The 20,706-nt window shown below is 64.0% G+C and carries 22 protein-coding genes and 1 pseudogene; 6 read left to right on the top strand and 17 right to left on the bottom strand.

The genetic code is table 11. From position 1 onward, the window contains the following. The first annotated feature begins 64 nt into the window (after positions 1 to 64). Positions 65 to 469, top strand: coding sequence for an Hpt domain-containing protein (locus DVDV_RS09960; protein ID WP_075354524.1), 405 nt, complete (start codon positions 65 to 67; stop codon positions 467 to 469). Positions 470 to 507: 38 nt separating this feature from the next. Beyond that, complete coding sequence (locus DVDV_RS09955; protein ID WP_075354523.1) at positions 508 to 1,446, top strand: SPOR domain-containing protein; 939 nt, start codon at positions 508 to 510, stop codon at positions 1,444 to 1,446. Positions 1,447 to 1,575: 129 nt separating this feature from the next. Here the strand turns inward: DVDV_RS09955 and DVDV_RS09950 are convergent, their stop codons facing one another. The 6 genes from DVDV_RS09950 to DVDV_RS09925 form a co-directional block, all read right to left on the bottom strand. Further along, positions 1,576 to 2,505 carry a DMT family transporter gene (locus DVDV_RS09950; RefSeq protein WP_075354522.1) on the bottom strand — a complete coding sequence of 310 codons (930 nt, stop codon included), beginning with the start codon at positions 2,503 to 2,505 and terminating at the stop codon, positions 1,576 to 1,578. Between the two features lie 34 nt (positions 2,506 to 2,539). Then, a complete protein-coding gene (locus tag DVDV_RS09945; RefSeq protein WP_075354521.1) occupies positions 2,540 to 3,394 on the bottom strand; it encodes an AraC family transcriptional regulator in 855 nt (284 codons plus the stop codon). Between the two features lie 56 nt (positions 3,395 to 3,450). Continuing rightward, positions 3,451 to 4,275, bottom strand: a complete 825-nt coding sequence (locus tag DVDV_RS09940; protein ID WP_075354520.1) for a VacJ family lipoprotein — start codon at positions 4,273 to 4,275, stop codon at positions 3,451 to 3,453. A 134-nt stretch (positions 4,276 to 4,409) separates the two neighbouring features. After that, positions 4,410 to 5,000: a phospholipid-binding protein MlaC gene (locus DVDV_RS09935; RefSeq protein ID WP_075354519.1), complete on the bottom strand. Its 591-nt coding sequence runs from the start codon at positions 4,998 to 5,000 to the stop codon at positions 4,410 to 4,412. A 46-nt stretch (positions 5,001 to 5,046) separates the two neighbouring features. After that, positions 5,047 to 5,496: an outer membrane lipid asymmetry maintenance protein MlaD gene (mlaD, locus tag DVDV_RS09930; RefSeq protein WP_075354518.1), complete on the bottom strand. Its 450-nt coding sequence runs from the start codon at positions 5,494 to 5,496 to the stop codon at positions 5,047 to 5,049. Between the two features lie 57 nt (positions 5,497 to 5,553). Further along, a complete protein-coding gene (locus DVDV_RS09925; RefSeq protein ID WP_075354517.1) occupies positions 5,554 to 6,363 on the bottom strand; it encodes an ABC transporter permease in 810 nt (269 codons plus the stop codon). 160 nt (positions 6,364 to 6,523) lie between these two features. On the opposite strand from DVDV_RS09925, the gene DVDV_RS09920 reads away from it, so the two are divergent. From DVDV_RS09920 to DVDV_RS09905, 4 genes are read left to right on the top strand one after another with little or no spacing between them, the layout of a single operon-like run. Next, positions 6,524 to 7,174: a TetR/AcrR family transcriptional regulator gene (locus DVDV_RS09920; protein WP_075354516.1), complete on the top strand. Its 651-nt coding sequence runs from the start codon at positions 6,524 to 6,526 to the stop codon at positions 7,172 to 7,174. Beyond that, entirely contained in the window at positions 7,171 to 8,154 is a 984-nt protein-coding gene (locus tag DVDV_RS09915; RefSeq protein ID WP_075354515.1) for an HlyD family secretion protein, read from the top strand. Before DVDV_RS09920 ends, DVDV_RS09915 begins: the two co-directional genes overlap by 4 nt. Then, on the top strand, positions 8,151 to 9,068 hold the full coding sequence (locus DVDV_RS09910) for an ABC transporter ATP-binding protein (RefSeq protein WP_075354514.1): 918 nt from the start codon (positions 8,151 to 8,153) through the stop codon (positions 9,066 to 9,068). Before DVDV_RS09915 ends, DVDV_RS09910 begins: the two co-directional genes overlap by 4 nt. Further along, the gene (locus DVDV_RS09905) at positions 9,068 to 10,210 is read left to right on the top strand and encodes an ABC transporter permease (protein WP_075354513.1); all 1,143 of its coding nucleotides are present in this window, start codon (positions 9,068 to 9,070) and stop codon (positions 10,208 to 10,210) included. Before DVDV_RS09910 ends, DVDV_RS09905 begins: the two co-directional genes overlap by 1 nt. Before the next feature lie 67 nt (positions 10,211 to 10,277). Here DVDV_RS09905 and DVDV_RS09900 read toward each other — a convergent pair whose 3' ends face one another. From DVDV_RS09900 to DVDV_RS09850, 11 genes and pseudogenes are all read right to left on the bottom strand, one after another. Further along, entirely contained in the window at positions 10,278 to 11,297 is a 1,020-nt protein-coding gene (locus DVDV_RS09900) for a WD40 repeat domain-containing protein (RefSeq protein WP_075354512.1), read from the bottom strand. Beyond that, positions 11,294 to 12,271, bottom strand: a complete 978-nt coding sequence (locus DVDV_RS09895) for a GTP-binding protein (RefSeq protein WP_075354511.1) — start codon at positions 12,269 to 12,271, stop codon at positions 11,294 to 11,296. The genes DVDV_RS09900 and DVDV_RS09895 overlap by 4 nt, the downstream gene beginning before the upstream one ends. Positions 12,272 to 12,382: 111 nt before the next feature. After that, positions 12,383 to 12,592 (bottom strand): hypothetical protein, encoded by a 210-nt coding sequence (locus DVDV_RS09890; protein WP_075354510.1) that lies wholly within the window; start codon positions 12,590 to 12,592, stop codon positions 12,383 to 12,385. Between the two features lie 230 nt (positions 12,593 to 12,822). After that, complete coding sequence (locus DVDV_RS09885; protein ID WP_043637490.1) at positions 12,823 to 13,071, bottom strand: hypothetical protein; 249 nt, start codon at positions 13,069 to 13,071, stop codon at positions 12,823 to 12,825. Positions 13,072 to 13,399: 328 nt separating this feature from the next. Further along, a complete protein-coding gene (locus DVDV_RS09880) occupies positions 13,400 to 13,852 on the bottom strand; it encodes a universal stress protein (RefSeq protein WP_075354509.1) in 453 nt (150 codons plus the stop codon). A gap of 88 nt (positions 13,853 to 13,940) precedes the next feature. Continuing rightward, on the bottom strand, positions 13,941 to 15,011 hold the full coding sequence (locus DVDV_RS09875) for an acyltransferase (protein ID WP_075354508.1): 1,071 nt from the start codon (positions 15,009 to 15,011) through the stop codon (positions 13,941 to 13,943). Positions 15,012 to 15,123: 112 nt separating this feature from the next. Beyond that, on the bottom strand, positions 15,124 to 16,749 hold the full coding sequence (cimA, locus tag DVDV_RS09870) for a citramalate synthase (RefSeq protein WP_075354507.1): 1,626 nt from the start codon (positions 16,747 to 16,749) through the stop codon (positions 15,124 to 15,126). Between the two features lie 138 nt (positions 16,750 to 16,887). Beyond that, positions 16,888 to 18,120 carry an aspartate kinase gene (locus tag DVDV_RS09865; RefSeq protein ID WP_075354533.1) on the bottom strand — a complete coding sequence of 411 codons (1,233 nt, stop codon included), beginning with the start codon at positions 18,118 to 18,120 and terminating at the stop codon, positions 16,888 to 16,890. Positions 18,121 to 18,166: 46 nt separating this feature from the next. Then, positions 18,167 to 18,676: a tRNA (adenosine(37)-N6)-threonylcarbamoyltransferase complex ATPase subunit type 1 TsaE gene (gene tsaE, locus DVDV_RS09860; RefSeq protein ID WP_075354506.1), complete on the bottom strand. Its 510-nt coding sequence runs from the start codon at positions 18,674 to 18,676 to the stop codon at positions 18,167 to 18,169. A gap of 8 nt (positions 18,677 to 18,684) precedes the next feature. Further along, positions 18,685 to 19,137, bottom strand: coding sequence for a CBS domain-containing protein (locus DVDV_RS09855; RefSeq protein ID WP_075354505.1), 453 nt, complete (start codon positions 19,135 to 19,137; stop codon positions 18,685 to 18,687). A 3-nt stretch (positions 19,138 to 19,140) separates the two neighbouring features. After that, positions 19,141 to 20,679, bottom strand: a pseudogene (locus tag DVDV_RS09850) (NAD(P)H-hydrate dehydratase). Positions 20,680 to 20,706: the final 27 nt, after the last annotated feature.

Raw genomic sequence — 20,706 nt, 5'->3', positions numbered from 1 at the left:
TTGCATCGACAGGGCACGAGTGGCAGGCCCGGGGAAACGCGGGGGTGTTTCCCATGGAGGTTCCATGAAAGGGTTGTTCCCATGCGGGGGGGCGGCGGCTGACGCCGACGAGGAGCATCGGGTAACCGGGACCGGGTGGCCGGCGACCTTCGATCCGGAAGGTGCACGGTTGCATATGGGTATTGATCCGGACGGTTTCAGGCGGATTTTCGATTGTATCTGGCATGAAGTGGCCAAACGGCGCACGCTCCTTGACGAGGCCTACGAGGCTGGCGATCTGGCCAGTGTGATCCTGCAGGCCCACACCATCAAAAGTTCCGCTGCCTCCATTGGCGCGCTGGCCCTCAGCCGGGCTGCTGCCGCCGTGGAGAAGGCCGCCCGCAACAACGCGCCGGACGCACTGGCCGCTGCCATGGTGCATTTTCACGCCGCCAAGGAAACCTTGAGCCGGCTCGTGGGCCTCGGCTGAGCCGGACCCACGCCACTTGCGACAGGGAGGAGGCGTTCTTGAAGCGTCGTTTTATTGCCGTTTCGGCCGTACTGGCCGTATGCTTGTCCGGCTGTGCTGCCAACAAGGATTTTGAAAAGGAGATTCTGGGCCATCCGGCCCCTGAATCGCCAAGCGACACGGGTTGGTCGCGCCAGTCTGCGCCCCCCCCGGCCCCGCCGGTTGCGCCCAGACAGGCCCCGCCTGCGCCCTACGCCCCGGAGCCGATGCCGGCCCCGCCTGTCGCGTCGGCCCCGTACACGCCGCCGCCACCTCCCGTGGCCTCGCCCCAGGGCGGGGGCTCGCGGACCATTGCGCCGCCCGTGGTGGAACCGGTCCCGCCGGTAACCGATGCCAGGTTCGCGCCCAAGCCCTTCAAACCCGGTGCCCCAGACGGGCAAAACCCGGAGACGGGAGCCCCGGCGGCCCCGGCATCCGGGACGGCGCCCATGCCCGGGGCCGGCCAGGGCGCAGCCATGGCAACGCCTCAGGCGGCCCAGCCGGGAGCGGCCGCCGCGCCGACGCCTGAACCGGCCGGCGCACCATCGGATCGGGCCACGTTTACCTTCATGGTCGGCTCCTTTGCCCACAGTGAAAAAGCTGGCGAACTCATGACCACCTTGGAGGGCCGGGGATTTTCCACCCGGATGGACCAGGGCAAGCTCAACAACAAGACCTTCTACAAGGTCTATGCCGTCAAGGAAGGCAACCGGGCCGAACTTGAAGGCGAGTTGTTCGCTGCCGGCGTGACCGAGCCGCGCCTGACCGAGGAACGGCCTGTGGACCGGGTGGCCCCGGCCAAGGCCTTTGGCGGCGCTGCCGCCAAGGTGGCCCCGGCCGGCGCAGCCAAAGCCACCTCACCCAAACAGTCGGGCAACATCGCCCCGCCCATCGTGGAACCGGCCCCGCCCCTGCCCGACGGGTACGTGCCCCCGCCGCCCAAGGCGTCAGGCTCCTAGCCGGGGGCGTGTAGAGAGAAGAGGAAGAGTGCCTCCGGCGGCCAAAGGGCTGAGCCCTTTGGAATCCCACCTGGGGGAAGTTTGATTTGATCAGGCATGGTCCCACATCGATGAGCGTAGGCGTCATGATCATAGCGCGCGGCCACGGGATTGCTCCGTGGCCGCGCTGGTTTTGGCCTTGCCCCCCAGCGACAGGCACAGGATGCCGGCCAGCACCCCGGCGCAGCCGGCCATTTCCCGCCAACCGACCGTCTCCCCGCACCACAACGCCGCAAAAGCCAACGCCGCCACCGGCATCATGCCGGTAGCCACGCCGGCTGTGGCCGCATCCACCCGCACCACGCCGTAAAACCACAGCATATAGGCCGCCGCCGTCACGCCAAGGGCGTAGTAGACGACCTCGCCAGCGCTTTTGAGGGTGATGTCATGCGGACTGAGCTGCCATCCCTGCCACAGCCCCGGCCCAAGAAACAGCAGACAGCCGAGCAGCGATACCCACGTGGCCGCCGCCAGGGGGGACAGCGGTTCGCGCACCGTGCGGCGAAGCAGCAAAAAGACGGCCTCAAAACCCACGGCGCAAAGGACAAGCAGGTTCCCGAGAACGGGCGACGGGCCAACGGCAGCGACTCCGGGCTCGGTTCCCAGGATGGCGATGCCGCAGGTGGTGCAGGCAATCCCGGCCAGGGCGGCTTTGCCCAGCCGTTCCCGGAACAGGAGCCGGCCCAGGATGGCCACGGCGGCCGGTGTGGCTGCCGCGATGACGCCGGCCTGGGCAGCCCCGGTCAGGGCCAGACCGGAAAGCAGGCAGGCCGTAAAAAGGAATGAACCGCACACGGCCTGGGCAAAAAGGGCTCCGCCGGTTCGCCGCGATACCCGGGGAAAGCGGCCCTCGACCAGGACGACCAGGGGCACCAGCACGAGGCTGGCCAGGGCAAACCGGGCCAGGGAGGCGAAATAGAGCGGCAGGGCAGCGGTCATGGTGCGCCCGACGGCAACCGACGAGCCAACCAGCACCATGGCAGCGAGCAGGGCCGAGACGGCCTTTAGGCGAGACGACATGGGAAACGACCTCCGTCATGGGTGATGACGGAAGCTACCGGGTGTGCACGCCGCTTTCTTGAATAATCTTGCGCCATGCTCCAGGAGGCAGGCCAAACCGGGCCCGAAAGGCCCGGGTCATGTGGCTCTGGTCGGCAAAGCCGACCTCGGCTGCAATATCGGCCAGGGGTTGCGGCCCGGCCAGCCGGTCGCGGGCAGCCCGGCAGCGACATTCCAGCAGATGGGCATGGGGCGGCAGTCCGGTCTGGCGGGTCACGGCCCGGGCCAGATGCCAGGGCGAGAGTCCGGCGGCGGCGGCCAGCTCTTCCAGGCGGATATCCTCGGCATAGCGCGCGGCCAGAATCTCCAGAGTCAGGCGCACGGCCCTTGGTTCCTGGCGGCTTTGCGGGGCAATAGGGTGGTCGTCGCCGTGCCGGGCGATCCAGGCGGCAAGCAGGATGAGCAGCTGGGTCTGTTTGGCCAGGGTGGCCGGATAGGGGGCCAGGAGCAGATGGTGGGTGCGGGAAAAAAGGGCGGACAGGGGAGGGTCTTCCACCATGCCCGGGCGGAAATGCGGCGGTGGCGCGCCCGGCGGCAGCACCAGGGACAGGGCCTGGGGCGGCAGATAGAACATGCGGTAGCGCCAGCCCTCGGGCACGGCCGGACCGCCGTCATGGGGCACGCCGGGCTGGGCCAGACTGAGGCTTCCCGGTGCGGCGACCACCTGACAGCCTCGGTAGCGAAAGCCCAGGGCGCCGGAATCAATGCGGCCAAGGGCGTATTCCTCGTGGGCGTGTCGGGAAAAGCGCTGGGTGCGATAGCGGGCGCTGAGGGCCAGGACGCCGCCGCAGATGGGCAGTTCGCTGGCAGTGGCCGTATCGGCCGGGGTCTTGGCCGGGGGAGTGTCCATGGGTCCATGAAAAACGCCGCCGCGCAGGGGCGCGGCGGCGTTTGCCTGGCTTGCCGTTACTGGGAGACGGCGTTTCGTCGGTATTGGATGTAGGCGTCCTTGACGGCGGTGTAGGGATCGACCGCCGGCTTGACGATGCTGTCATAGGATTCAAGGGTGTTTGGCATGTTGTTGAACACATCGCCGCCCTTGATGATGTAGGACCAGTACCAGGGATTGTCCTCGCCGCCGAAGGACCAGGGGCCGAATATCCAGGTGAGCGGATTGGCTGCGGCATCGCCGGCCATGCCCACGGTATCGCGCAGGGTGGAGGGGCCAAGCAGGGGCCACACGATGTAGAAGCCGTCGCCTGCACCCCAATAGCCCAGGGTCTGGCCGAAGTCTTCGTTGCCCGGGGCCAGATTGGGATCAGCCTTGGCTACGTCTATAAGGCCGCCGATGCCAAGGGTGCTGTTGATCATGAAGCGCCCGAATTCCTTGGAAGCCTTCTTGAAATCCAGCTGCAGCAGGGCGTTTAAGAAGCGAATCGGGAAGATGAAGTTCTGATAGGCGTTGGTCAGGCCCGAGCGCACCGGCTTTGGCACCACAAAGGCGTAGCCCTTGGCAAAGGGACGCATGAGGCCGCCATAGAAAAGATCGTTGAAACCAAACCAGAATTTGTTCCAGCGGTACAGCGGGTCCGGGGTTGGCGCGTAGGAGGCTTCGGCCGGGGCGTCGTCAATGCCTGGAGTCGCTGCGGCCTGGGGCGTCGCAGCCGCAGTCGGTTCGGCCACCGTGCCAAAATCCTTGCTGGCCTGGTTGCGAGCATGGCACCCGGTCATGGCAAGCACCGACAGCATAAGCAGGATCAAAATGCATTTTTGAGGCAGGGCGGCGGTCATGGCAACTCCACGCGGGTTATTGCGTTGCAAGTGGAAGCAAACTCAATAAAGCATCTCTCAAACATCTTATGTATCGCCTTGGGGCCGGTGTCAAAACAAACAGCAGGGCACCGGCACGCACCGGCTCCCGAATCTCAGGTGTTTTTCCCCGAGATCTTGGTGATCAGGGCGTCCGGGCTTTCGTTCATAAGGATCTGGCCGAACTGGCTGCGGTAGTTCTGTACAAGGCTCACCCCTTCGATAACCACATCGTACACCTTCCAGCCGCTGCGGTCCATCAGGCGGTAGGAGATGGGGATCTCCTTGCCCTTGCCAACGACCTTGGTGGCCACTTCGGCCTTGTCGCTGCCAAGATCCTGTTCTTTGAGATACTGCACCTTTTCATCGGTGTAGCTCTCAATTTTGTCAAGGTAGGTGTTTTCCAGCAGGCGGCCGAAGGCCGTAACGAACCGCTCCTGCTGCTCCGGTGTGAACTTGTTCCACTCCGGGCCAAGGGCCCGGCGGGAGAGTTCCTTCATGTCGAAGATTTCACCGATGACGGCAATGAGTTTGGCCCGCATGGCGGGCCGGGTGTCGGACACCTTGTAGGCCGGATCGGACAACAGGGTGATAATACGGTCCACCGACGTACTCAGGGTATCAGTGGCCGGTCCAGCCAGGGCGCTGGCAGCCGTTGCGAACACAATAAGAAAACTCAGCACAAGGCGGGTTGCGAAACGCTGCATACGTGATTCCACCGCAAAGGTAAGGGTCCGGGGGCCGACAGTCCGGCTATTTCACCCCGCCAAAAACATATTTGCCAATGAGATCGCCCAGATCCACGGAGGATTCTGTTTCAACGATCATGCCGCCGGGCTTGAGCGGATCATCGGAGCCGCCCGGGGAAATCTTGACGAACTTGTCGCCGATAAGGCCGCTGGTCTTGATGGAGGCAATGGCGTCGTCGGTCAGGTGCACGTCCTTGTCCAGGGTCAGGGCCACCAGGGCGCTGTGATCCTTGGGATCAAGCCCGATGCCCGACACCCGGCCGATGCGCACGCCGGCCATCTCCACATACGCGCCGCTTTTAAGGCCCGTCACATCCCGGAACTTGGCCGTGACCTGGTAGCCGTCCCCGCCGATGACCTCGAGTTTGCCGAGTTTGACCGTCAGGTAGGCAACACACAAAAGGCCTGCCAGGACAAAGATGCCAACCGACGTTTCCATCGTGTACTTTTTCATACGACAAGCCTTTTACGGCGAACCCGCGCAACATGCAACACGCGGCCGCCTTCTCCATTACAACAAAAACGAGGTCAGGATATAATCCGAGACCAAAATGACCACACAGGACAAGACCACGGCTGAGGTGGTGGCCAGGCTGACGCCTTTGGCCCCGAACCCGCCCGGACGGGTGTGGGTGAAATAGCCTTCGTAGCAGCAGATGGCGGCCACGAGCAGGGCAAAGACCAGGGACTTGGCAAACCCGCCGGTCACGTCGGTCAGTTCCACCGTGGCGTCGATGCGGTCGAAATACACGCCGGGATTGATGCCAAGCAGCACACAGCCGCTGATATAGCCGCCCATGATGCCGACTACGTCGAAAATGGCGGTCAGCAGGGGAAAGCAGATCAGCGCCGCCGCCAGACGCGGGGCCACCAGGAACCGCATCGGATTGATGTCCATGGTGGTCAGGGCGTCGATCTGCTCGGAAATGCGCATGATGCCAAGTTCGGCGGCCATGGATGAGCCGGCCCGGCCGGTGATCATGATGGCGGTCAGCACCGGACCGAGTTCGCGGATGATGGACAGGGCCACGGCCGCGCCAAGCAGGCCCTCGCTGCCGAATTTGACCAGGGTGTAATAGCCTTGGAGGCCGAGTACCATGCCGGTAAAAAGTCCGATCAGCGCAATGACGAAAATGGATTTGACCCCGATGAAGTAGACCTGCTGCACGATCTTGGTCCACGACGGAGCCGGGACCAGGATGCGCCACAGACCCTGGACGAGGAAAATGGCCAGACCGCCAAGCTCGGCCACAAAGGACAAAACGGCGCGGCCGAGAGCGGCAAACGGGGAGCACAGCAGGGAAAGGGCAGTATGTGTCATCGCATCCAGGCTCGGCAATTGGTCTTTCACGGGCCGGCCGGGTTTCGGGTTACACTTCTTTAAGGCAAATGGGAAGCGGGGCGGGCGGGTCTGGGGTTGACGACTTCAACATTACGGTTTAACCGTTTGTTTAAACCAAACAGTCAAACCGGAGAATCCGATGGCCGAAGCTCCAGATGTTCTGACCCGCATTCTCGATGCCGCAACCGAAGCATTCGGCCGGGAAGGCTATGCCGGGGCCAAAGTCGAGGCCATCGCCCGCCGGGCCGGGGTCAACAAGGCGGGGCTGTATTACCATGTCGGCACCAAGGAAAAGCTCTACGAGGCCGTGATACTGCGTCTTTTCGGCCAAGTGGCCGGCACCCTGGAACAGGCTGCCGCTCCCGAGGCGTCACCGGTCCAAGCGCTGGCCGCCCTGACTGCCGCCCTGGCCGATCTCTTCTCCCGTCTGCCCATGCTGCCCCGGATCATGGCCATGGAGATGGCCTCGGGCGCAGCTACGCTGCCGGCGACGGCGCTGGCCGAATTTCAACGCATTTTTGCCGTGACCCGGGGCATTCTGGCCCGGGGGCAGGCGGCGGGGCTGCTTGTCCCGACCGAACCGGTGTTTGTCCATCTCACCCTGGTCGGCTCGCTTATCGTCTACTCCCTGTCCGAACCGCTGCGGCTGCGTTTTGCCGAGGCGGGCCGGGGCATGGGAATGCGTTTGGATATGCCTTTGACCGACATGGCGGCTTTTCTGGCCCAGGTCGTGGGACGTGGTTTGTCTGCGGCCGACAGTGGTGACGTTTTGCCCGGAGGCGGCGCATGAGACAGCTTTCCTTGTTGCTCCCGGTCGTGTTGCTGCTGGCCGGTGTTGTCCCGGGCTGCACCAAGCCGGCGCCAACGACCTACCAGGGCTATGTTGAGGGCGAGTTTGTCTATGTGGCCGGCAAATTGGCCGGACGCCTGGATCAACTGCTCGTTTCGCGCGGGGAGCGCGTCACGGTCGGGCAGCCGCTCTACGTCTTGGAACATGGCTATGAGGCGAAGGGGCTGGCCCTGGCCGAGGCGGATCTCCGGCAGGCCGAGGCCACCCTTGATGACCGCAAGAAAGGACTGCGTCCTGACGAGATCGACCAGATCCTGGCGGATCTGCGCCGGGCCGAGGCCGCCCACGATCTCTCGCGCCTGGAATACGAGCGCCGAGTCAAGCTCTACGCCTCGGCCACCATTGCCAAGGAAGAGCTTGATACATCCCGCACCACCAACGTCCGGGACAAGCATCAGGTCAAAGAGCTGGAGGCCAAGCTGGCCACCGGACGGCTGCCGAGCCGCATAGACCAGATCAAGGCGGCAGCCGACGCCGTGGACGCGGCCCGGGCGGTTGTCGGGCAGGCGCAGTGGAATCTCGACCAGATGAGTCAGGCGGCCGGGGTGGCCGGGCTGGTCTACGATGTGGTGCACTACCAGGGCGAGTGGGTGGCAGCCGGGAGTCCGGTGGTGGTCCTCCTCCCCGAGCGCAACGTCAAGGCCCGGTTTTTCGTGCCCGAGGCCGTGGCCGGGGCATTGGCCGTGGGCAGCGCCATCCACGTTTCATTCGATGGCGGACCCGGCCCGGTGGCGGCCACGATCACCTATATCGCGCCCAAGGTGGAGTACACCCCGCCGGTCATCTACAGCCAGGATTTCCGGGAAAAGCTCGTCATCATGGTGGAGGCCGCCTTTGCGCCGGCCGATGCCGCCCGGATGCATCCCGGCCAGCCCATTGACGTGTCTCTGGAGATCGGCGGCAGCGGAGGCGGGAAATGACGCCCGAGGCCCCGGTCATCGACGTCGTCGGCCTGACCAAGGTTTTTGGCCACAAAACCGTGGTGGACCATCTGGACATGCGGGTGGCCAAGGGGGAAATCTACGGTTTTCTCGGTCCCAACGGTTCGGGCAAGACCACGTTTATCCGGATGCTGTGCGGGCTTCTTCGCCCGGACGACGGGCACGGCCAGTGCCTGGGCTTTGACGTGCGCACCCAGGCTGAACTTATAAAGCCCCATGTCGGCTACATGTCCCAGAAATTTTCCCTCTACGAAGACATGACCGTGCGGGAAAACCTCGATTTCATTGCCCGCATGTATGCTGTCCCCAACCGCGCAGCCGCCATTGACCGCACCATCGGGCGCATGAACCTCGGGCGCTTTCGCGACCAGTTGGCCGGCACCCTGTCCGGCGGCTGGAAGCAGCGTCTGGCCCTTGCCGCCTGCATGATCCACGAGCCAAGGCTCCTGCTTCTCGACGAACCGACAGCCGGGGTTGATCCCATGGCCCGGCGCGATTTCTGGGACGAGGTCCACAAATTGGCCGGCGAAGGCATAACAGCCCTTATTTCCACGCACTATATGGACGAGGCCGAGCGTTGCCACCGGTTGGCGTATATCGCTTACGGCCATCTCCTGGCCACGGGCACGGTCCAGGAGATCGTGGCGGCCGAGCGTCTTGTCACCTATGAAATCGCCGGGCCGCAGCTCTACGGCATCATCGACGCGATTCGCGCCTTGCCCGGGGTCGAGCAGGTGGTGGCCTTTGGCGTCACCCTGCACGTGAGCGGCCGCGATGCCGACGCCCTGGCCCGAAGCCTCGCCCCCTACGGCGCAGCACCCCTGACGCTGCGGCAGATCCCCTCCAATCTCGAAGAGGTTTTCATCAGCCTCATGCGCAAGGCGGTGGTGTGATGGTGCGCGTCTTTGGTCTGTCCCCGGTCCGGTTTGCGGCCATGGTCTCCAAGGAATTCACCCAGATGCGTCGGGACCGGGTGACCTTTGCCATGATGGTCGGCATCCCGTTGCTCCAGCTTATCCTCTTTGGCTTTGCCATCAACTCCGACCCCAAAAACCTGCCCACCGCCATCCTCGACAACGACCGCACAGCCTTTTCCCGGGACATGGCCACGGCCATGAAAAACAGCGCCTATTTCAAGTTCACCAAGGAAATAAGCACGGAAGCCGAGGCCGACGAACTGTTGCGCCTGGGGCGCATCCAGTTCGTCCTGACCATTCCCCAGAATTTCGGCCGCGATCTGGTGCGCGGCGAGCGCCCGGTGGTGCTGCTTGAAGCCGACGCCACCGACCCATCGGCCACGTCCAACGCCGTGGCCGCCATCCGGCAAGCCGCAACCGATGCCTTCAACCGGGATCTGACCGGTCCCTTGCTGCCGTTGCGGGCAACCGACGGCCCGGTGACCCTGCGTCTGCACGCCCGCTACAATCCCGAGGCCGTGACCCAGTACAACATCGTGCCCGGCCTTATGGGCGTGGTCCTGACCATGACCCTGGTCATCATCACTTCGCTGGCCATCACCCGGGAGCGCGAGCGCGGCACCATGGAAAACCTGCTCATCACGCCGGTGAGGCCGGTGGAAGTGCTGCTCGGGAAGATGCTGCCCTATATCGTGGTGGGCTACATTCAGATGGGGCTTATCATCATTGCGGCCAAAGTGATCTTTCAGGTGCCGGTCGTCGGCAGCCTGCCGTTGCTTTTCCTGGTGTCATTTCCGTTTATCGCGGCCAATCTGGGTGTTGGCATCACCTTTTCCACCATTGCCCAGAACCAGTTGCAGGCCGTGCAGATGTCGTTTTTCTTCTTTTTGCCGTCGATCCTGCTGTCAGGATTCATGTTTCCCTTTCAGGGGATGCCCGAGTGGGCGCAGTGGATCGGCTCGGTGCTGCCACTGACGCATTTTTTACGGGTGGTGCGCGGCATAGTGCTCAAAGGCAACACCTTTGCCGACATCGTGCCCCATCTGCTGCCGATCTGTCTTTTTCTCCTGGTTTCCCTCGGTGTTGGGGTCAAACGCTATCGCCAGACGCTCGATTAATTGAAAGAACCGGGAACACCCGGCGCCATCCCCCCGGCCGCCGGAGACATTTTTTTCCATTTTCCAACTACGCCAGACGCATGAAGAAGGCCGGGCCGCCATCGCTGCCTCCGGCCAGCCGCCGGCCGTCGGGGGACCAGCTCAGGCAGGTGACCCGGTGGCTTTCCAGGGCAAAAAGCGGGGCCGCGCCCCGGCGGTCGACGCTGCCCAGAAACACCACGCCGCCGTCAAAGCCGCCGGCCACCAGCGGCATGGCCGGATGGGCGGCCACGGCCCCGAGCATCCCGTGCTCAAAGGCGCCGAAGACCAAGGCTTCCCGGGCAGCCGGATCGACATCAGCCCCGACCGGCCAGCCCACAAAGGCCTGTTCGCCGCCGGTCCACAACGTGTTTCCGTCGCTGGCAAAGGACAGGCAGCGGACCTTGGCCGGATAGCCTTCCAGCAGATACCCGGCTGATTGGGCCAGATCGTAGACCCGAACGCTCTTGTCCTGGGTGGCCAGGGCCATCCGGTCGCCGTCCGGGGAGAACACCACCGTCAGGTTGGAGCCGGGACCGTCCAAGCGGTTGCCGGTCGCACCGGGACGCACCGGGGCATAGACGGTCACGCCGTCGTAGTGGCTGGCGGCCAGGGCCCGGCCGTCGGGACTGGCGGCCAGGCCGGCGATGGTGCTTGGCAGTTCGGGGAGCTGGCTGGGCGTCAGGTCGTCACCGGTAAAAAGAACGACCTGCTTGCCGACCGCGGCGGCGAGGACCCGGCCGGTGGCGCAGGCTGCCACATGCTCGACCCACTGGCCCGGAAAGGCGGCCAGCTCCCGCGCTCCGGTCTCCGGGGTGGTGAGCATCACCCGGCCGTCGTCGCCGCCGCTTATAAAACCATGGGGCGAAGCGGCCAGACACAGGGCCGCGCCGGTGTGGGCGGCAGCGAAATCGGTTTCTCCGGTTTCGGTGTCGAGCAGGGCGATGCGGCCGTCGCCCAGGGCGTAGGCAACGGTCTCGCCGTCGCTTAAAAAGGCGCAGCCGGCCACATAGGATCCGAAATCGGCCGTAAGCAGCCCTTGGAGTTCGGCGTCAGGCGTAAACGTCATGCTGTTCCCTCCGGGGCCGCACAGCCGGCAAGCCCGTGTTTGAGTGCTTCGCGGTCGAGGTCGCGGCCGATGAACACGGCCCGGCTCTGGCGCGCTTCGCCATCAGCCCAGGGCGTGCCCCAGGCGGTTTCCAGAAACATGTGCACCCCATGGAAAATAAACCGCTGCCTGGCTCCGGCCACAGCCATGATGCCCTTGGACCGATAGATGTCCTGGCCTTTTGTCTGCAGGAGCCGGCTGAGGAACTCGCCCAGGCGTTCGGCGTCCAGGGGGGTGTCCAGGGTCAGGCTGACCGACTCGATGCCGTGTTCCTGAATGTGGTTGCCCGGGGCGGCTTCGGCCCGGGCAGGATTGCCAAACAGGAGCTTGCCAAGGTCAAAGGCGTTGCGATCAAGCAGGGTGGCAATGGGCAGGTCGCAACGGACAGCGGCGATGACTTGCGCCGTGTCGTTTAGGCGTCCCACGGCGCGGCGGATGTCTTCCACCACCTCCGGGGCCACGAGGTCGGTCTTATTGAGGATGACCAGATCGGCGTAGACCACCTGCTCCAGAACCTGCCTGTTTTCAGCCGCGTGGCGGGTGAAGTGCAGGGCGTCGACCACCGTGGTCACGGAGTCGAGTCGAAAGGCCTCGCGGGTGTCCTCGTCCATGGCAAAGGTCTGGACGATGGAGGCGGGGTCGGCCAGGCCGGTGGTTTCGAGCAGCACGGCGTCGTAGGCCCCGCGGCGCTTGGCCAGACCGGACAGGACGCGGATGAGGTCGCCGCGAACGGAGCAGCAGATGCAGCCGTTGTTCATGAGGTAGATCTCCTCGTCGGAGGAGACGACCAGCTCGTTGTCGATGCCGATTTCACCGAATTCGTTGACGATGACGGCAAATCGCCGGCCGTGGTTTTCGGTGAGCAGGCGGTTTAGGAGCGTGGTCTTGCCGGCCCCGAGAAAGCCGGTGAGCACGGTAACGGGAATAGAAGCCATAAAAATCCCCCCGGGGTTGAACTACGGACCGGGGGGTATCACCAAACCGGGCAAAGGGCCAGTCAGGAAGGGGTCGGGGGATGACGAACTCCCGGCCGGGCCGGGGCCGTCTCAGTGGGTATTGCCATAGGCCAGTTCGAAATCGACCAACTCACGGCTGCGGGCCACGGCGCGGTCTTCGGTGTTGCCGGCAACGCCCAGGTGGGACACGAGCCGTCCCGAACGGTCGCTGATGTCGGCGGCAAACGACGCGCAGTAATCGCCACGCGGGGTCAGGTCGATCCGATAGCCCTTGTACTCGTCATGCAGGAAGGTGTTCATGACGCCTCCTTTTGTGTCTCTCGCAATGAAAGAGATAATCATTTTCAATTTTCTGGCAAGGAATACAAGGCACAGGGGGTATTCATTCAAAAATGTAAAAAAGAACGCCGCCCCGTGGAGAGACGGAGCGGCGCATGGTCCGCGTCGGGAGAGGGGGGGGCCGGCGCGGGCCAAATAGCAGCCGGGGCCGACCGGGCGGACGGTGCGACCCCCGGCGTTGCGGTTTCGGGCTACTCGTCGACCTTGCCGATGGTGGTCACGCAGCAGATTTTATCCCACGAATAGTAGGTGTTAAGCGTTTCTTCACCCTGTTTGACGGTGATGCGCACGAACTCGTCGCCCAGGAACAGGGTGGCGCTTTCGTAGATCTTGCCGTCATTGATCTGGATCTTCACGCCTTTGCGCAGTTTGCGGGAAAGGGTTCCGTGGACCGGCGAAGAGGCGTATTCGAAGACTTTTTCAAGGGTTTGCTTCTGCATGGATGTAGCTCCTTTTGACAAATTTCGACATATTTCTGTTCGGTTATCCCTTAACCCTTCTGGGTCAAAAATCAATGTCAAAAATAGGGCAGGCGCACAGCATTGTGTGACTTCAGTTTGTTGCAATGAATTCAGTGTGTTGAATTCATAAACGGCAAGGCTGGCGGTCGCGGGCAAGATGGGGCTGGCCGAAACTGTCCCAAAGCAAGCCGTCCGGACGGCTGGCGATGCGTTGTTACGAAAAAGGCAAGGTGGGGAAGGGACGGAAAACAGCGAAATGGCCGTGCCGGTCCGTCCTGGCGGCGGACCGGCGGCGGGCAGGCAGAGTCTAGTCGGCCTTGATCTCGGGACGCATGGACAACACCGGAACGGTGGCCGTCTTGATGACCTTTTCGGCCACGGAACCGAACAAAATCTTGTCGATGCCCTTGCGGCCGTGGGTACCCAGCACAATCATATCCGCGCTGACTTCCTCGGCGGCCCGGACGATCTCCTCAGCGGCGTAGCCGGACACGACCCGGCCTTCGACCGGGACGCCCTTGAAGTATTCCTTCACAAAGGAATCCATGGTGTCCGACGCGCCGCTGACGATGCCGGAGACGAAATCATCAATGTAGCTGGCCTGGACATGGAACTCGACATATTGGGTCAGGGACGGGGCCACGTACAGGGCCACGACTTTCGAGCCAAGGGCCGCAGCCAGGGTCTTGGCGTATTCGGCCACCTTGGGGCTGACTTCCGAAAAATCCAAGGCACACAAAATGGTCTTGATGGCAACCATGGCTTGCTCCTCTCGTGTTTCGGGTTACGGGCCGGGCAATCCTAGCACGGCAGGATACAAAGCAAAAGATGCTTTTCGCGGTACCGTGTCAACGGCTGCGCAAAACCCGGCGCTGGCGAAAGCCCTCGATGGGATCGGCCACCAGGCGGTTGAGGGCCACACTGACGGCCACGGTCCCAAGTAGGGCGATAACCGGCAGATGAGTGCGGCCGCAGGCGTATTCGACCACCATGATGACCGTCCAGTGGGTGATGTAAATGGGATAGGACAGTTCGCCGATGGCCCGGTCAAAGGCCATCTTCTTGGTCAGCCGGAACAGGAAGGGAATCGACAGCACGGTTGCGGCGTAGAGATAGAGTTCCTTGCCCATGAAGCCCGGCAGGAACTGGTAGCCCACGATGGCTGCCAGATAGAGGCCGGCGACCTTCCATAGCGTGGCCCGGGGAATGTCCACGGGTTTGAGGGCGGCATAGAGCCGGTAGGCCAGGATGCCGAGCAGGAAAAAGCCGCATTCCACCGGGAAAAACCGCTGTTTCCAGGGATCAAAGGGCAGATCGGCCAGATAGATAAGCGCCCGCAAGGCAAAGCTCGCTCCGGCCAGGGCCAGGAGCAGCCCGGTGCTGCGGCGCGCCAGCCAAGGGGCCAGGGCGTAAAACACCAGCTCCAGGGACACGGTCCAGGCCTGGGGGATGAGCAGGAAAAACCAGGCGGGCGTTGCCCGGTACAGGGCGTCGGTACTGAACGCCAGACTGCCGGCATCGGTAATATGGCTGAAAAACAGCAGGTCCTGGCCGAAGATCGTCAGGTTGGCAGCGGCGAGCAGGGCGGCCGTGCCGGGCGCGAGTTTGTCAAGCCAGGTCTGCCACGGCCCAAGGAGCAGGGCGGTATGCAGGCCGAACTTGAAGACCAGGGAGATGCCCAGGGACAGGAAAAGCACCGCCCAATAGAGTGGAAAAAGGCGCAGGAAGCGGTTGGAGAAAAAAAGCCGCGTCTGTCCCGGGCCGTTGTACTTCTCGGTCAGGATCAGGGCCATGTAAAAGCCGGAAATGATGAAGAAGACCTTGATGGCCATATAGGCGTCGGTCATCACCAGACCATAGAGCGGCCCGGTGTGGTTTATGACCACGGCGACGGCCAGGAGAAATCGGACCAGACCCATGCGGCGTTGTTGCCTCTCGTTTATGCAGTTCTCCCGGTGAGAGGGCCGGGGGGCTGCTCTCCCCCCGGCCGCCGGAGGCGCTCTTTTTCTTCTCGCTCTTCTACCCCAGCGCCTAACCCTTCAGGGCCTTGGTGAGCTTGGCCTTGTCGTCGCTAAAGAGCTTGTAGTTGATGGCGTCTTCCATGGCCTGGAAGCTGGCTTCGATGACGTTGTGGGACACGCCGACGGTGACCCAGCGCCGGGCCGCATCGCCGCACTCAACCAGAACGCGCACATGGGAGGCTGTGCCGCAGCCGCCCGGTTCGCAGTCGTCGCGCTTAAGGCCTGACAGGACCCGGACCTTGAAGTCCAAAAGGCGCATCTCGGCCAGTTTCGGATAAAAGCCGCGAAGCGCTTTGCGGATGGCTTTGTCCAGGGCGTTTACCGGGCCAAGGCCGGTGGCGGCGGTGTGTTTGACCCGGCCCCCCACCTTGATCATGACCGTGGCTTCGGTCAGCGGTGCCGCCCGGTCGTAGACATTGTCGTCGAGCACCCGGTAGCGCACCACGGTGAAGTAGCTGCGCGCCCGGCCGAGGACGCGGTTTAAAAGCAGTTCGTAGGAGGCTTCGGCCGCGGAATACTCATACCCTTCGGACTCGCGTTCCTTGATGGTGGTCAACAGTTCCAGGACGAAGGGGTCGTTTTTGTCCAGGTCGAAGCCGAATTCCCGGGCCTTGAAGAGGATGTTGCTCTGGCCTGAGAGGTCGGACAGGAGCACCCGGCGCACGTTGCCGACGGTCTCGGGGGTGACGTGCTCATAGGTGCGGGGATTTTTGACCACGGCCGAGACATGCACCCCGCCCTTGTGGGCAAAGGCACCGTCGCCGACATAGGGCTGGTTGGACGGCGGGGCCTGGTTGACCATTTCGGAGACGAAATGGGCGGTCGGGGTCAACAGCGCCAGCTTGCCCTCGGGCAGGCAGTCGATGCCGAGCTTGACCGTCAGCGAGGGGATGATGGAGCACAGATTGGCGTTGCCGCAGCGTTCGCCATAACCGTTTATGGTTCCCTGGACCTGCACGGCCCCGAGGGCCACGCCCTCAAGGGAGTTGGCCACGGCCACCCCGGAATCATTGTGGGCGTGGATGCCGAAGGGCACTCCGGGCAGCGCTTCGACCACGGCCGTGACGATCTGGCGAAATTCACCCGGCAGGGTGCCGCCATTGGTGTCGCAAAGGACCAGGACGTCTGTGCCGGCCTCGTGGGCCCGGCGCAAGACGGCCAGGGCGTAGTCGGGATTGGCCTTGTAGCCGTCGAAAAAGTGCTCGGCGTCAAAAAACAGCTCTTTGACGTGGGGGCGCAGGAAGGCCAGGGAGTCGCCCACCAGCTCGAGGTTTCGCGGCAGGGTGGTGCCCAGGGCGTCGGTGACGTGGATGTCCCAGGACTTGCCGAAGATGGTGATGACCGGCACGGCCGCCTCGACCAGGGCTTTGAGGTTGGGGTCGGTGGCAGCGGTTGCCCGGTGGTTGTGGGTGCTGCCAAAGGCGGCGATGGCAGCGTTTTTGAGGCTGTAGTTCTGAATTTCCTGGAAAAACCGCTTGTCGGTCGGATTGGACCCGGGCCAGCCGCCCTCGATGTAGGCCACGCCCAGCTCATCGAGTTTGAGCGCGATGCGCAGCTTGTCCTCGGTGGTGAGGCTTATGTCCTCGGCCTGGGTGCCGTCGCGAAGAGTCGTGTCGTAGATAAAAACGCGTCGCATAGTGTATCGCTTGTGGGTACCGGGGCGCGGTCGCCTGACGCGCCCCGGTCGTGTGCAGTATCGGCCGGCCGGGGACACAGCGGTGTTCCCGGCCGGCCCAGGACGCGAAACAGGCGGTGTTTCGCGCCAGAACCCGCCCTAGCAGGCCTTGATCGGAGCCTGGGACAGCCCGAAGGCGTCGTGCAGGGTCCGAACGGCTAGTTCGAGGTACTTTTCCTCGATCAGGCAGGTAATCTTAATCTCGGAGGTGGCGATCATCAGGATGTTGATGTTTTCCTTCTTGAGGATGGTGAACATCATGGAGGCGACGCCGGAGTGGCTGCGCATTCCCACACCGATGACCGAGACCTTGCAGACATTGGTATCGTGCTGGATTTCCGCTGCGCCGATTTCCGGCTTCAGCCTTCCCAGGATATCCATGGTCTTGTCCAGGTTGCTCCGGGAGATGGTAAAGGTCATGTCGGTGCGGCCTTCGCGGCCGGTATTCTGGATAATCATGTCCACCAGGATGCCGGCCTCGGCAATGGGGGAGAAGATGGCGGCGGCCACGCCCGGGCGGTCGATGACGTTTCTGACCGTGATGCGGCACTGGTCCTTGTCGTAGGCGATGCCCGAAACCAGCACGTCTTCCATTTCCGTATCCTCCGAAGTGACCAGGGTGCCGGGATCGTCGGTGAACGTCGAGCGGACACGAACCGGTACGTTGAATTTCTTGGCTAATTCCACCGAACGAATCTGCAGGACCTTGGCCCCCATGCTGGAAAACTCCAGCATCTCGTCATAGGAAATGCGGTCGAGTTTGCGGGCCGTGCTGCACAGATTGGGGTCGGTGGTGTAGACGCCGTTGACATCGGTGTAGATCTCGCAGACCTCGGCATCCAGGGCCGCAGCCAGGGCCACGCCGGTGGTGTCGGAGCCGCCCCGGCCAAGGGTGGTCGGCCGGCCGAGGCAATCAACACCCTGGAAACCGGCCACCACCAGGACGTCGTAGTCCTCAAGCAGCCCCAGAAGGCGCGGGGTGTCGATTTCCATGATGCGCGCCCGGGTGAAATTGGAATTGGTGGTGATGGGAATCTGGAAGCCGAGCAGGGACCGGGCGCGCAGCCCCGCGTCCTTGCACAGCATGGCGAAAAGGGCCACTGAAACCTGTTCGCCGGTGGTCACCAGCACGTCGAGTTCGGCCGGATCGGGACTGGGGGAAAACTCCCGGGCCAGATCAAGCAGCCGGTTGGTTTCGCCGGACATGGCCGAAAGGGCCACCACCAGCTTGTACCCGGCAGCGTGGGCCTTTTGCGCCCGGGACAGGACCAGGCGCATCCGCTCCAGGCCCTTGACCGACGTACCGCCGTATTTCTGCACCATAATCCGCATGGTCGCCTCCAAAAAAATGCCGGGGGACAGGCATCCCCCCGGATGATCAGCCGTCCACAAGACCCGGGCAGGCCGCAGCCAGGGCAGCCAGGGCGGCACAGCCCCGCTCGCCGAAGGCGGTCATCCGGCACAACCGGCCGGTCGTCGCCGGCAGCCAGTCGCACTCCAGACGATGGGGCGGCTGCAGGTCCCGGGGCAGATACTCGGCCCATTCCACGACCACGATGGCGTCGTTTTCCGCCGCCGCCTCCAGGTGTTCCTCAACCGAAGGATCGCCGCCGGGAATCCGGTAGAGATCGACGTGGAACATTTCCGGCCGGGTCGGGTAGACATTGACGATGTTGAAACTCGGACTGGCCACTTCGGCGTCGTCCCCGCCGGGCAGCGCACCAGCCAGTCCCCGGACCAGGGTGGTTTTGCCCGATCCGAGGTCGCCGCGCAAGAGCAGGGAGGCCTGCATGGCCGCATCGGCCAGGATTACGGCCAAGGCCCGGCCAAGGGCCAGGGTGGCCGCCTCGTCGGGCAGCCGCAGGGACAGCGATGGGCTGGAAACCATGACCCGGGCTATTTCTTTAACAGCGTGCCCAGGATGTCGCGCATCCCGATGACGCCGACGATGACGCCGCCGTCCACCACCGGAATGGTGTGGTAGCCCTTGTCGGTCATGAGCGTGGCCACTTCGTCGATGGGGGTGGCCGAGGTCACCGTGACCGGGGAGGCGGTCATGGCATGAAAAGCGGTCAGGGCCGACATCTTTTCCACTTCCCGGTCCAGGTCCTTCATGGAACCAAGCGGAATAAACCCGTCGAGGAGCGAGAAGACCGAGGGCAGGGAGAGCTTTTTCTGCTGGGCCACCAGATCGGACTGGCACAGGATGCCGGTGATGGCCCCGGCGGCATTGACCACCGGCACGCCGTTGTAGCCCTTGTCAAAAAGGAGCTGGGCGGCGGCGCTGATTTCGGTGTCTTCGGCGATGGTGACGACATCTGCGGTCATCACGTCTTTGGCTGTGAGCATCCGTTACTCCGTGAGGGCCTGGGGCAGTATATTTGCGATTTCCGAGGCCAGATTGCCCCGCGCGGGATAGGCGGCAGCGAGCAATTCGCCAGCGCGTCCATGCCAATACACTGCAAGGCTGGCGGCGAGCAAGGGGGAAAGGCCTCTCGCCGCGAGGCTCCCGGCCAGTCCGGACAGCACGTCGCCCGAGCCGCCGACGGCCAGATTGGGGGCGATGACCGGACTGACGGCCACCAGACCGTCGGGTGTGGCCACCACCGTGGCCGGCCCCTTGAGCACGGCCACACAGCCAAAGCGCGCAGCCAACTCCCGGGCCGCGGCCGGCCGGTCGGCCTCGATCCCGGCAATGTCCGTCCCCAGCAGCCGGGCCGCCTCGCCCGGATGGGGCGTCATGATGGCATCCGGGCCGATCCTGCCGGTCAGCTCCGGCGAGATGGCCAGGAAATACAAGGCGTCGGCGTCGAGGATGACCGGACAGGGCAGGGGGAGCACGGCGTCCAGAAATCCGGCTGTATCGTCGTGGCGGCCAAGGCCCGGTCCCAGGGCCACCGCCCCGGCCCCGGCTGCAAAGTCGCGCACGGCTGGCGCATCTGCGGCGCAAAAATGGTTGCCGGACCCGATGGGCATGGTCATGACGTCGGGAAACCCGGCCTTGAGCGAAACTTCCACCGCTCCGGGACAAGCCACGCTCACCAGCCCCGATCCGGCCCGCAGCGCACCCAGGCCGGCCAGAAGCGGCGCGCCGGTCAGGCCCCGGCTGCCGCCGACCACCACCACCCGGCCGGCGCTGCCCTTGTGCAGCGTCGGTGAAACCGGACCCAGAGCACCAAGGATGCGCGGCGTGATGCGCCCGGCCCGGCAGGCATGGCGCTCCCGCACGGCTCTCGGGATGCCGATCTCGCGCACCAGCAGCCGCCCGACATACGGCGCGGCCTCCCCGGTGACCAGCCCGGTCTTGGCCGCCTCAAAGGTCACCGTGGCCCGGGCCGTCACCGCCACCGGCCAAGGCCGGCCGTGCACCCCGTCCAGGCCCGAGGGGATGTCCAAGGGCAAAAATTATACGAACCGCTTGGCCAGCCCGTTGACCGCTGCAACCACGTCAGCCAGCTCCGGCCGCAGCGGGCCGTGAAATCCGGTCCCCAGCAGACCGTCGACAAGGATGTCCGGCGCATCAACCCCGGACAAGTCCACTCTCGCCAGCGGCACCATCTCCAAGCCCAGCGTCGCCGCCAGCCGGACGTTATAGCCTGCCGCGCCCCGGTACTTCCCCCTTGGCCGGGCCAGGGCCACCGTGACCCGCGCCCCACGGTTGTCCAGATGCCGGGCCAAAGCCACGGCATCGCCGCCATTGTTGCCCGGACCGGCCAGGAGCAGCACCCGTTTGCCGGCCACCTCGCCCACCTCGCCAAGCAGGGCGTGCATGGCCTCGCGGCTGGCGTTCTCCATGAGCGCCAGAAACGACATGCCGCACTCGGCCACACAGGCCGCATCCCACCCGGCAATTTCAGTCGGCGTCGGCAAGGGGTCAAAATAAGCGATGATCCAGGAGCATGACGATCTCCTTTATGT

This window comes from Desulfovibrio sp. DV, from assembly GCF_001936595.1.
GTDB lineage: Bacteria > Desulfobacterota > Desulfovibrionia > Desulfovibrionales > Desulfovibrionaceae > Solidesulfovibrio.
This window is presented reverse-complemented; position numbering and strand designations above follow the sequence as displayed.

What these genes read in the sequence shown, in the direction of transcription:
- DVDV_RS09960 (WP_075354524.1), top strand. Translation starts at nt 65, where the DNA reads ATGAAAGGGTTGTTCCCATGCGGGGGGGCGGCGGCTGACGCCGACGAG.
- DVDV_RS09950 (WP_075354522.1), bottom strand. Translation starts at nt 2,505, where the DNA reads ATGTCGTCTCGCCTAAAGGCCGTCTCGGCCCTGCTCGCTGCCATGGTG.
- DVDV_RS09945 (WP_075354521.1), bottom strand. Translation starts at nt 3,394, where the DNA reads ATGGACACTCCCCCGGCCAAGACCCCGGCCGATACGGCCACTGCCAGC.
- DVDV_RS09940 (WP_075354520.1), bottom strand. Translation starts at nt 4,275, where the DNA reads ATGACCGCCGCCCTGCCTCAAAAATGCATTTTGATCCTGCTTATGCTG.
- DVDV_RS09935 (WP_075354519.1), bottom strand. Translation starts at nt 5,000, where the DNA reads ATGCAGCGTTTCGCAACCCGCCTTGTGCTGAGTTTTCTTATTGTGTTC.
- mlaD (WP_075354518.1), bottom strand. Translation starts at nt 5,496, where the DNA reads ATGAAAAAGTACACGATGGAAACGTCGGTTGGCATCTTTGTCCTGGCA.
- DVDV_RS09925 (WP_075354517.1), bottom strand. Translation starts at nt 6,363, where the DNA reads ATGACACATACTGCCCTTTCCCTGCTGTGCTCCCCGTTTGCCGCTCTC.
- DVDV_RS09920 (WP_075354516.1), top strand. Translation starts at nt 6,524, where the DNA reads ATGGCCGAAGCTCCAGATGTTCTGACCCGCATTCTCGATGCCGCAACC.
- DVDV_RS09915 (WP_075354515.1), top strand. Translation starts at nt 7,171, where the DNA reads ATGAGACAGCTTTCCTTGTTGCTCCCGGTCGTGTTGCTGCTGGCCGGT.
- DVDV_RS09910 (WP_075354514.1), top strand. Translation starts at nt 8,151, where the DNA reads ATGACGCCCGAGGCCCCGGTCATCGACGTCGTCGGCCTGACCAAGGTT.
- DVDV_RS09905 (WP_075354513.1), top strand. Translation starts at nt 9,068, where the DNA reads ATGGTGCGCGTCTTTGGTCTGTCCCCGGTCCGGTTTGCGGCCATGGTC.
- DVDV_RS09900 (WP_075354512.1), bottom strand. Translation starts at nt 11,297, where the DNA reads ATGACGTTTACGCCTGACGCCGAACTCCAAGGGCTGCTTACGGCCGAT.
- DVDV_RS09895 (WP_075354511.1), bottom strand. Translation starts at nt 12,271, where the DNA reads ATGGCTTCTATTCCCGTTACCGTGCTCACCGGCTTTCTCGGGGCCGGC.
- DVDV_RS09890 (WP_075354510.1), bottom strand. Translation starts at nt 12,592, where the DNA reads ATGAACACCTTCCTGCATGACGAGTACAAGGGCTATCGGATCGACCTG.
- DVDV_RS09885 (WP_043637490.1), bottom strand. Translation starts at nt 13,071, where the DNA reads ATGCAGAAGCAAACCCTTGAAAAAGTCTTCGAATACGCCTCTTCGCCG.
- DVDV_RS09880 (WP_075354509.1), bottom strand. Translation starts at nt 13,852, where the DNA reads ATGGTTGCCATCAAGACCATTTTGTGTGCCTTGGATTTTTCGGAAGTC.
- DVDV_RS09875 (WP_075354508.1), bottom strand. Translation starts at nt 15,011, where the DNA reads ATGGGTCTGGTCCGATTTCTCCTGGCCGTCGCCGTGGTCATAAACCAC.
- cimA (WP_075354507.1), bottom strand. Translation starts at nt 16,749, where the DNA reads ATGCGACGCGTTTTTATCTACGACACGACTCTTCGCGACGGCACCCAG.
- DVDV_RS09865 (WP_075354533.1), bottom strand. Translation starts at nt 18,120, where the DNA reads ATGCGGATTATGGTGCAGAAATACGGCGGTACGTCGGTCAAGGGCCTG.
- tsaE (WP_075354506.1), bottom strand. Translation starts at nt 18,676, where the DNA reads ATGGTTTCCAGCCCATCGCTGTCCCTGCGGCTGCCCGACGAGGCGGCC.
- DVDV_RS09855 (WP_075354505.1), bottom strand. Translation starts at nt 19,137, where the DNA reads ATGCTCACAGCCAAAGACGTGATGACCGCAGATGTCGTCACCATCGCC.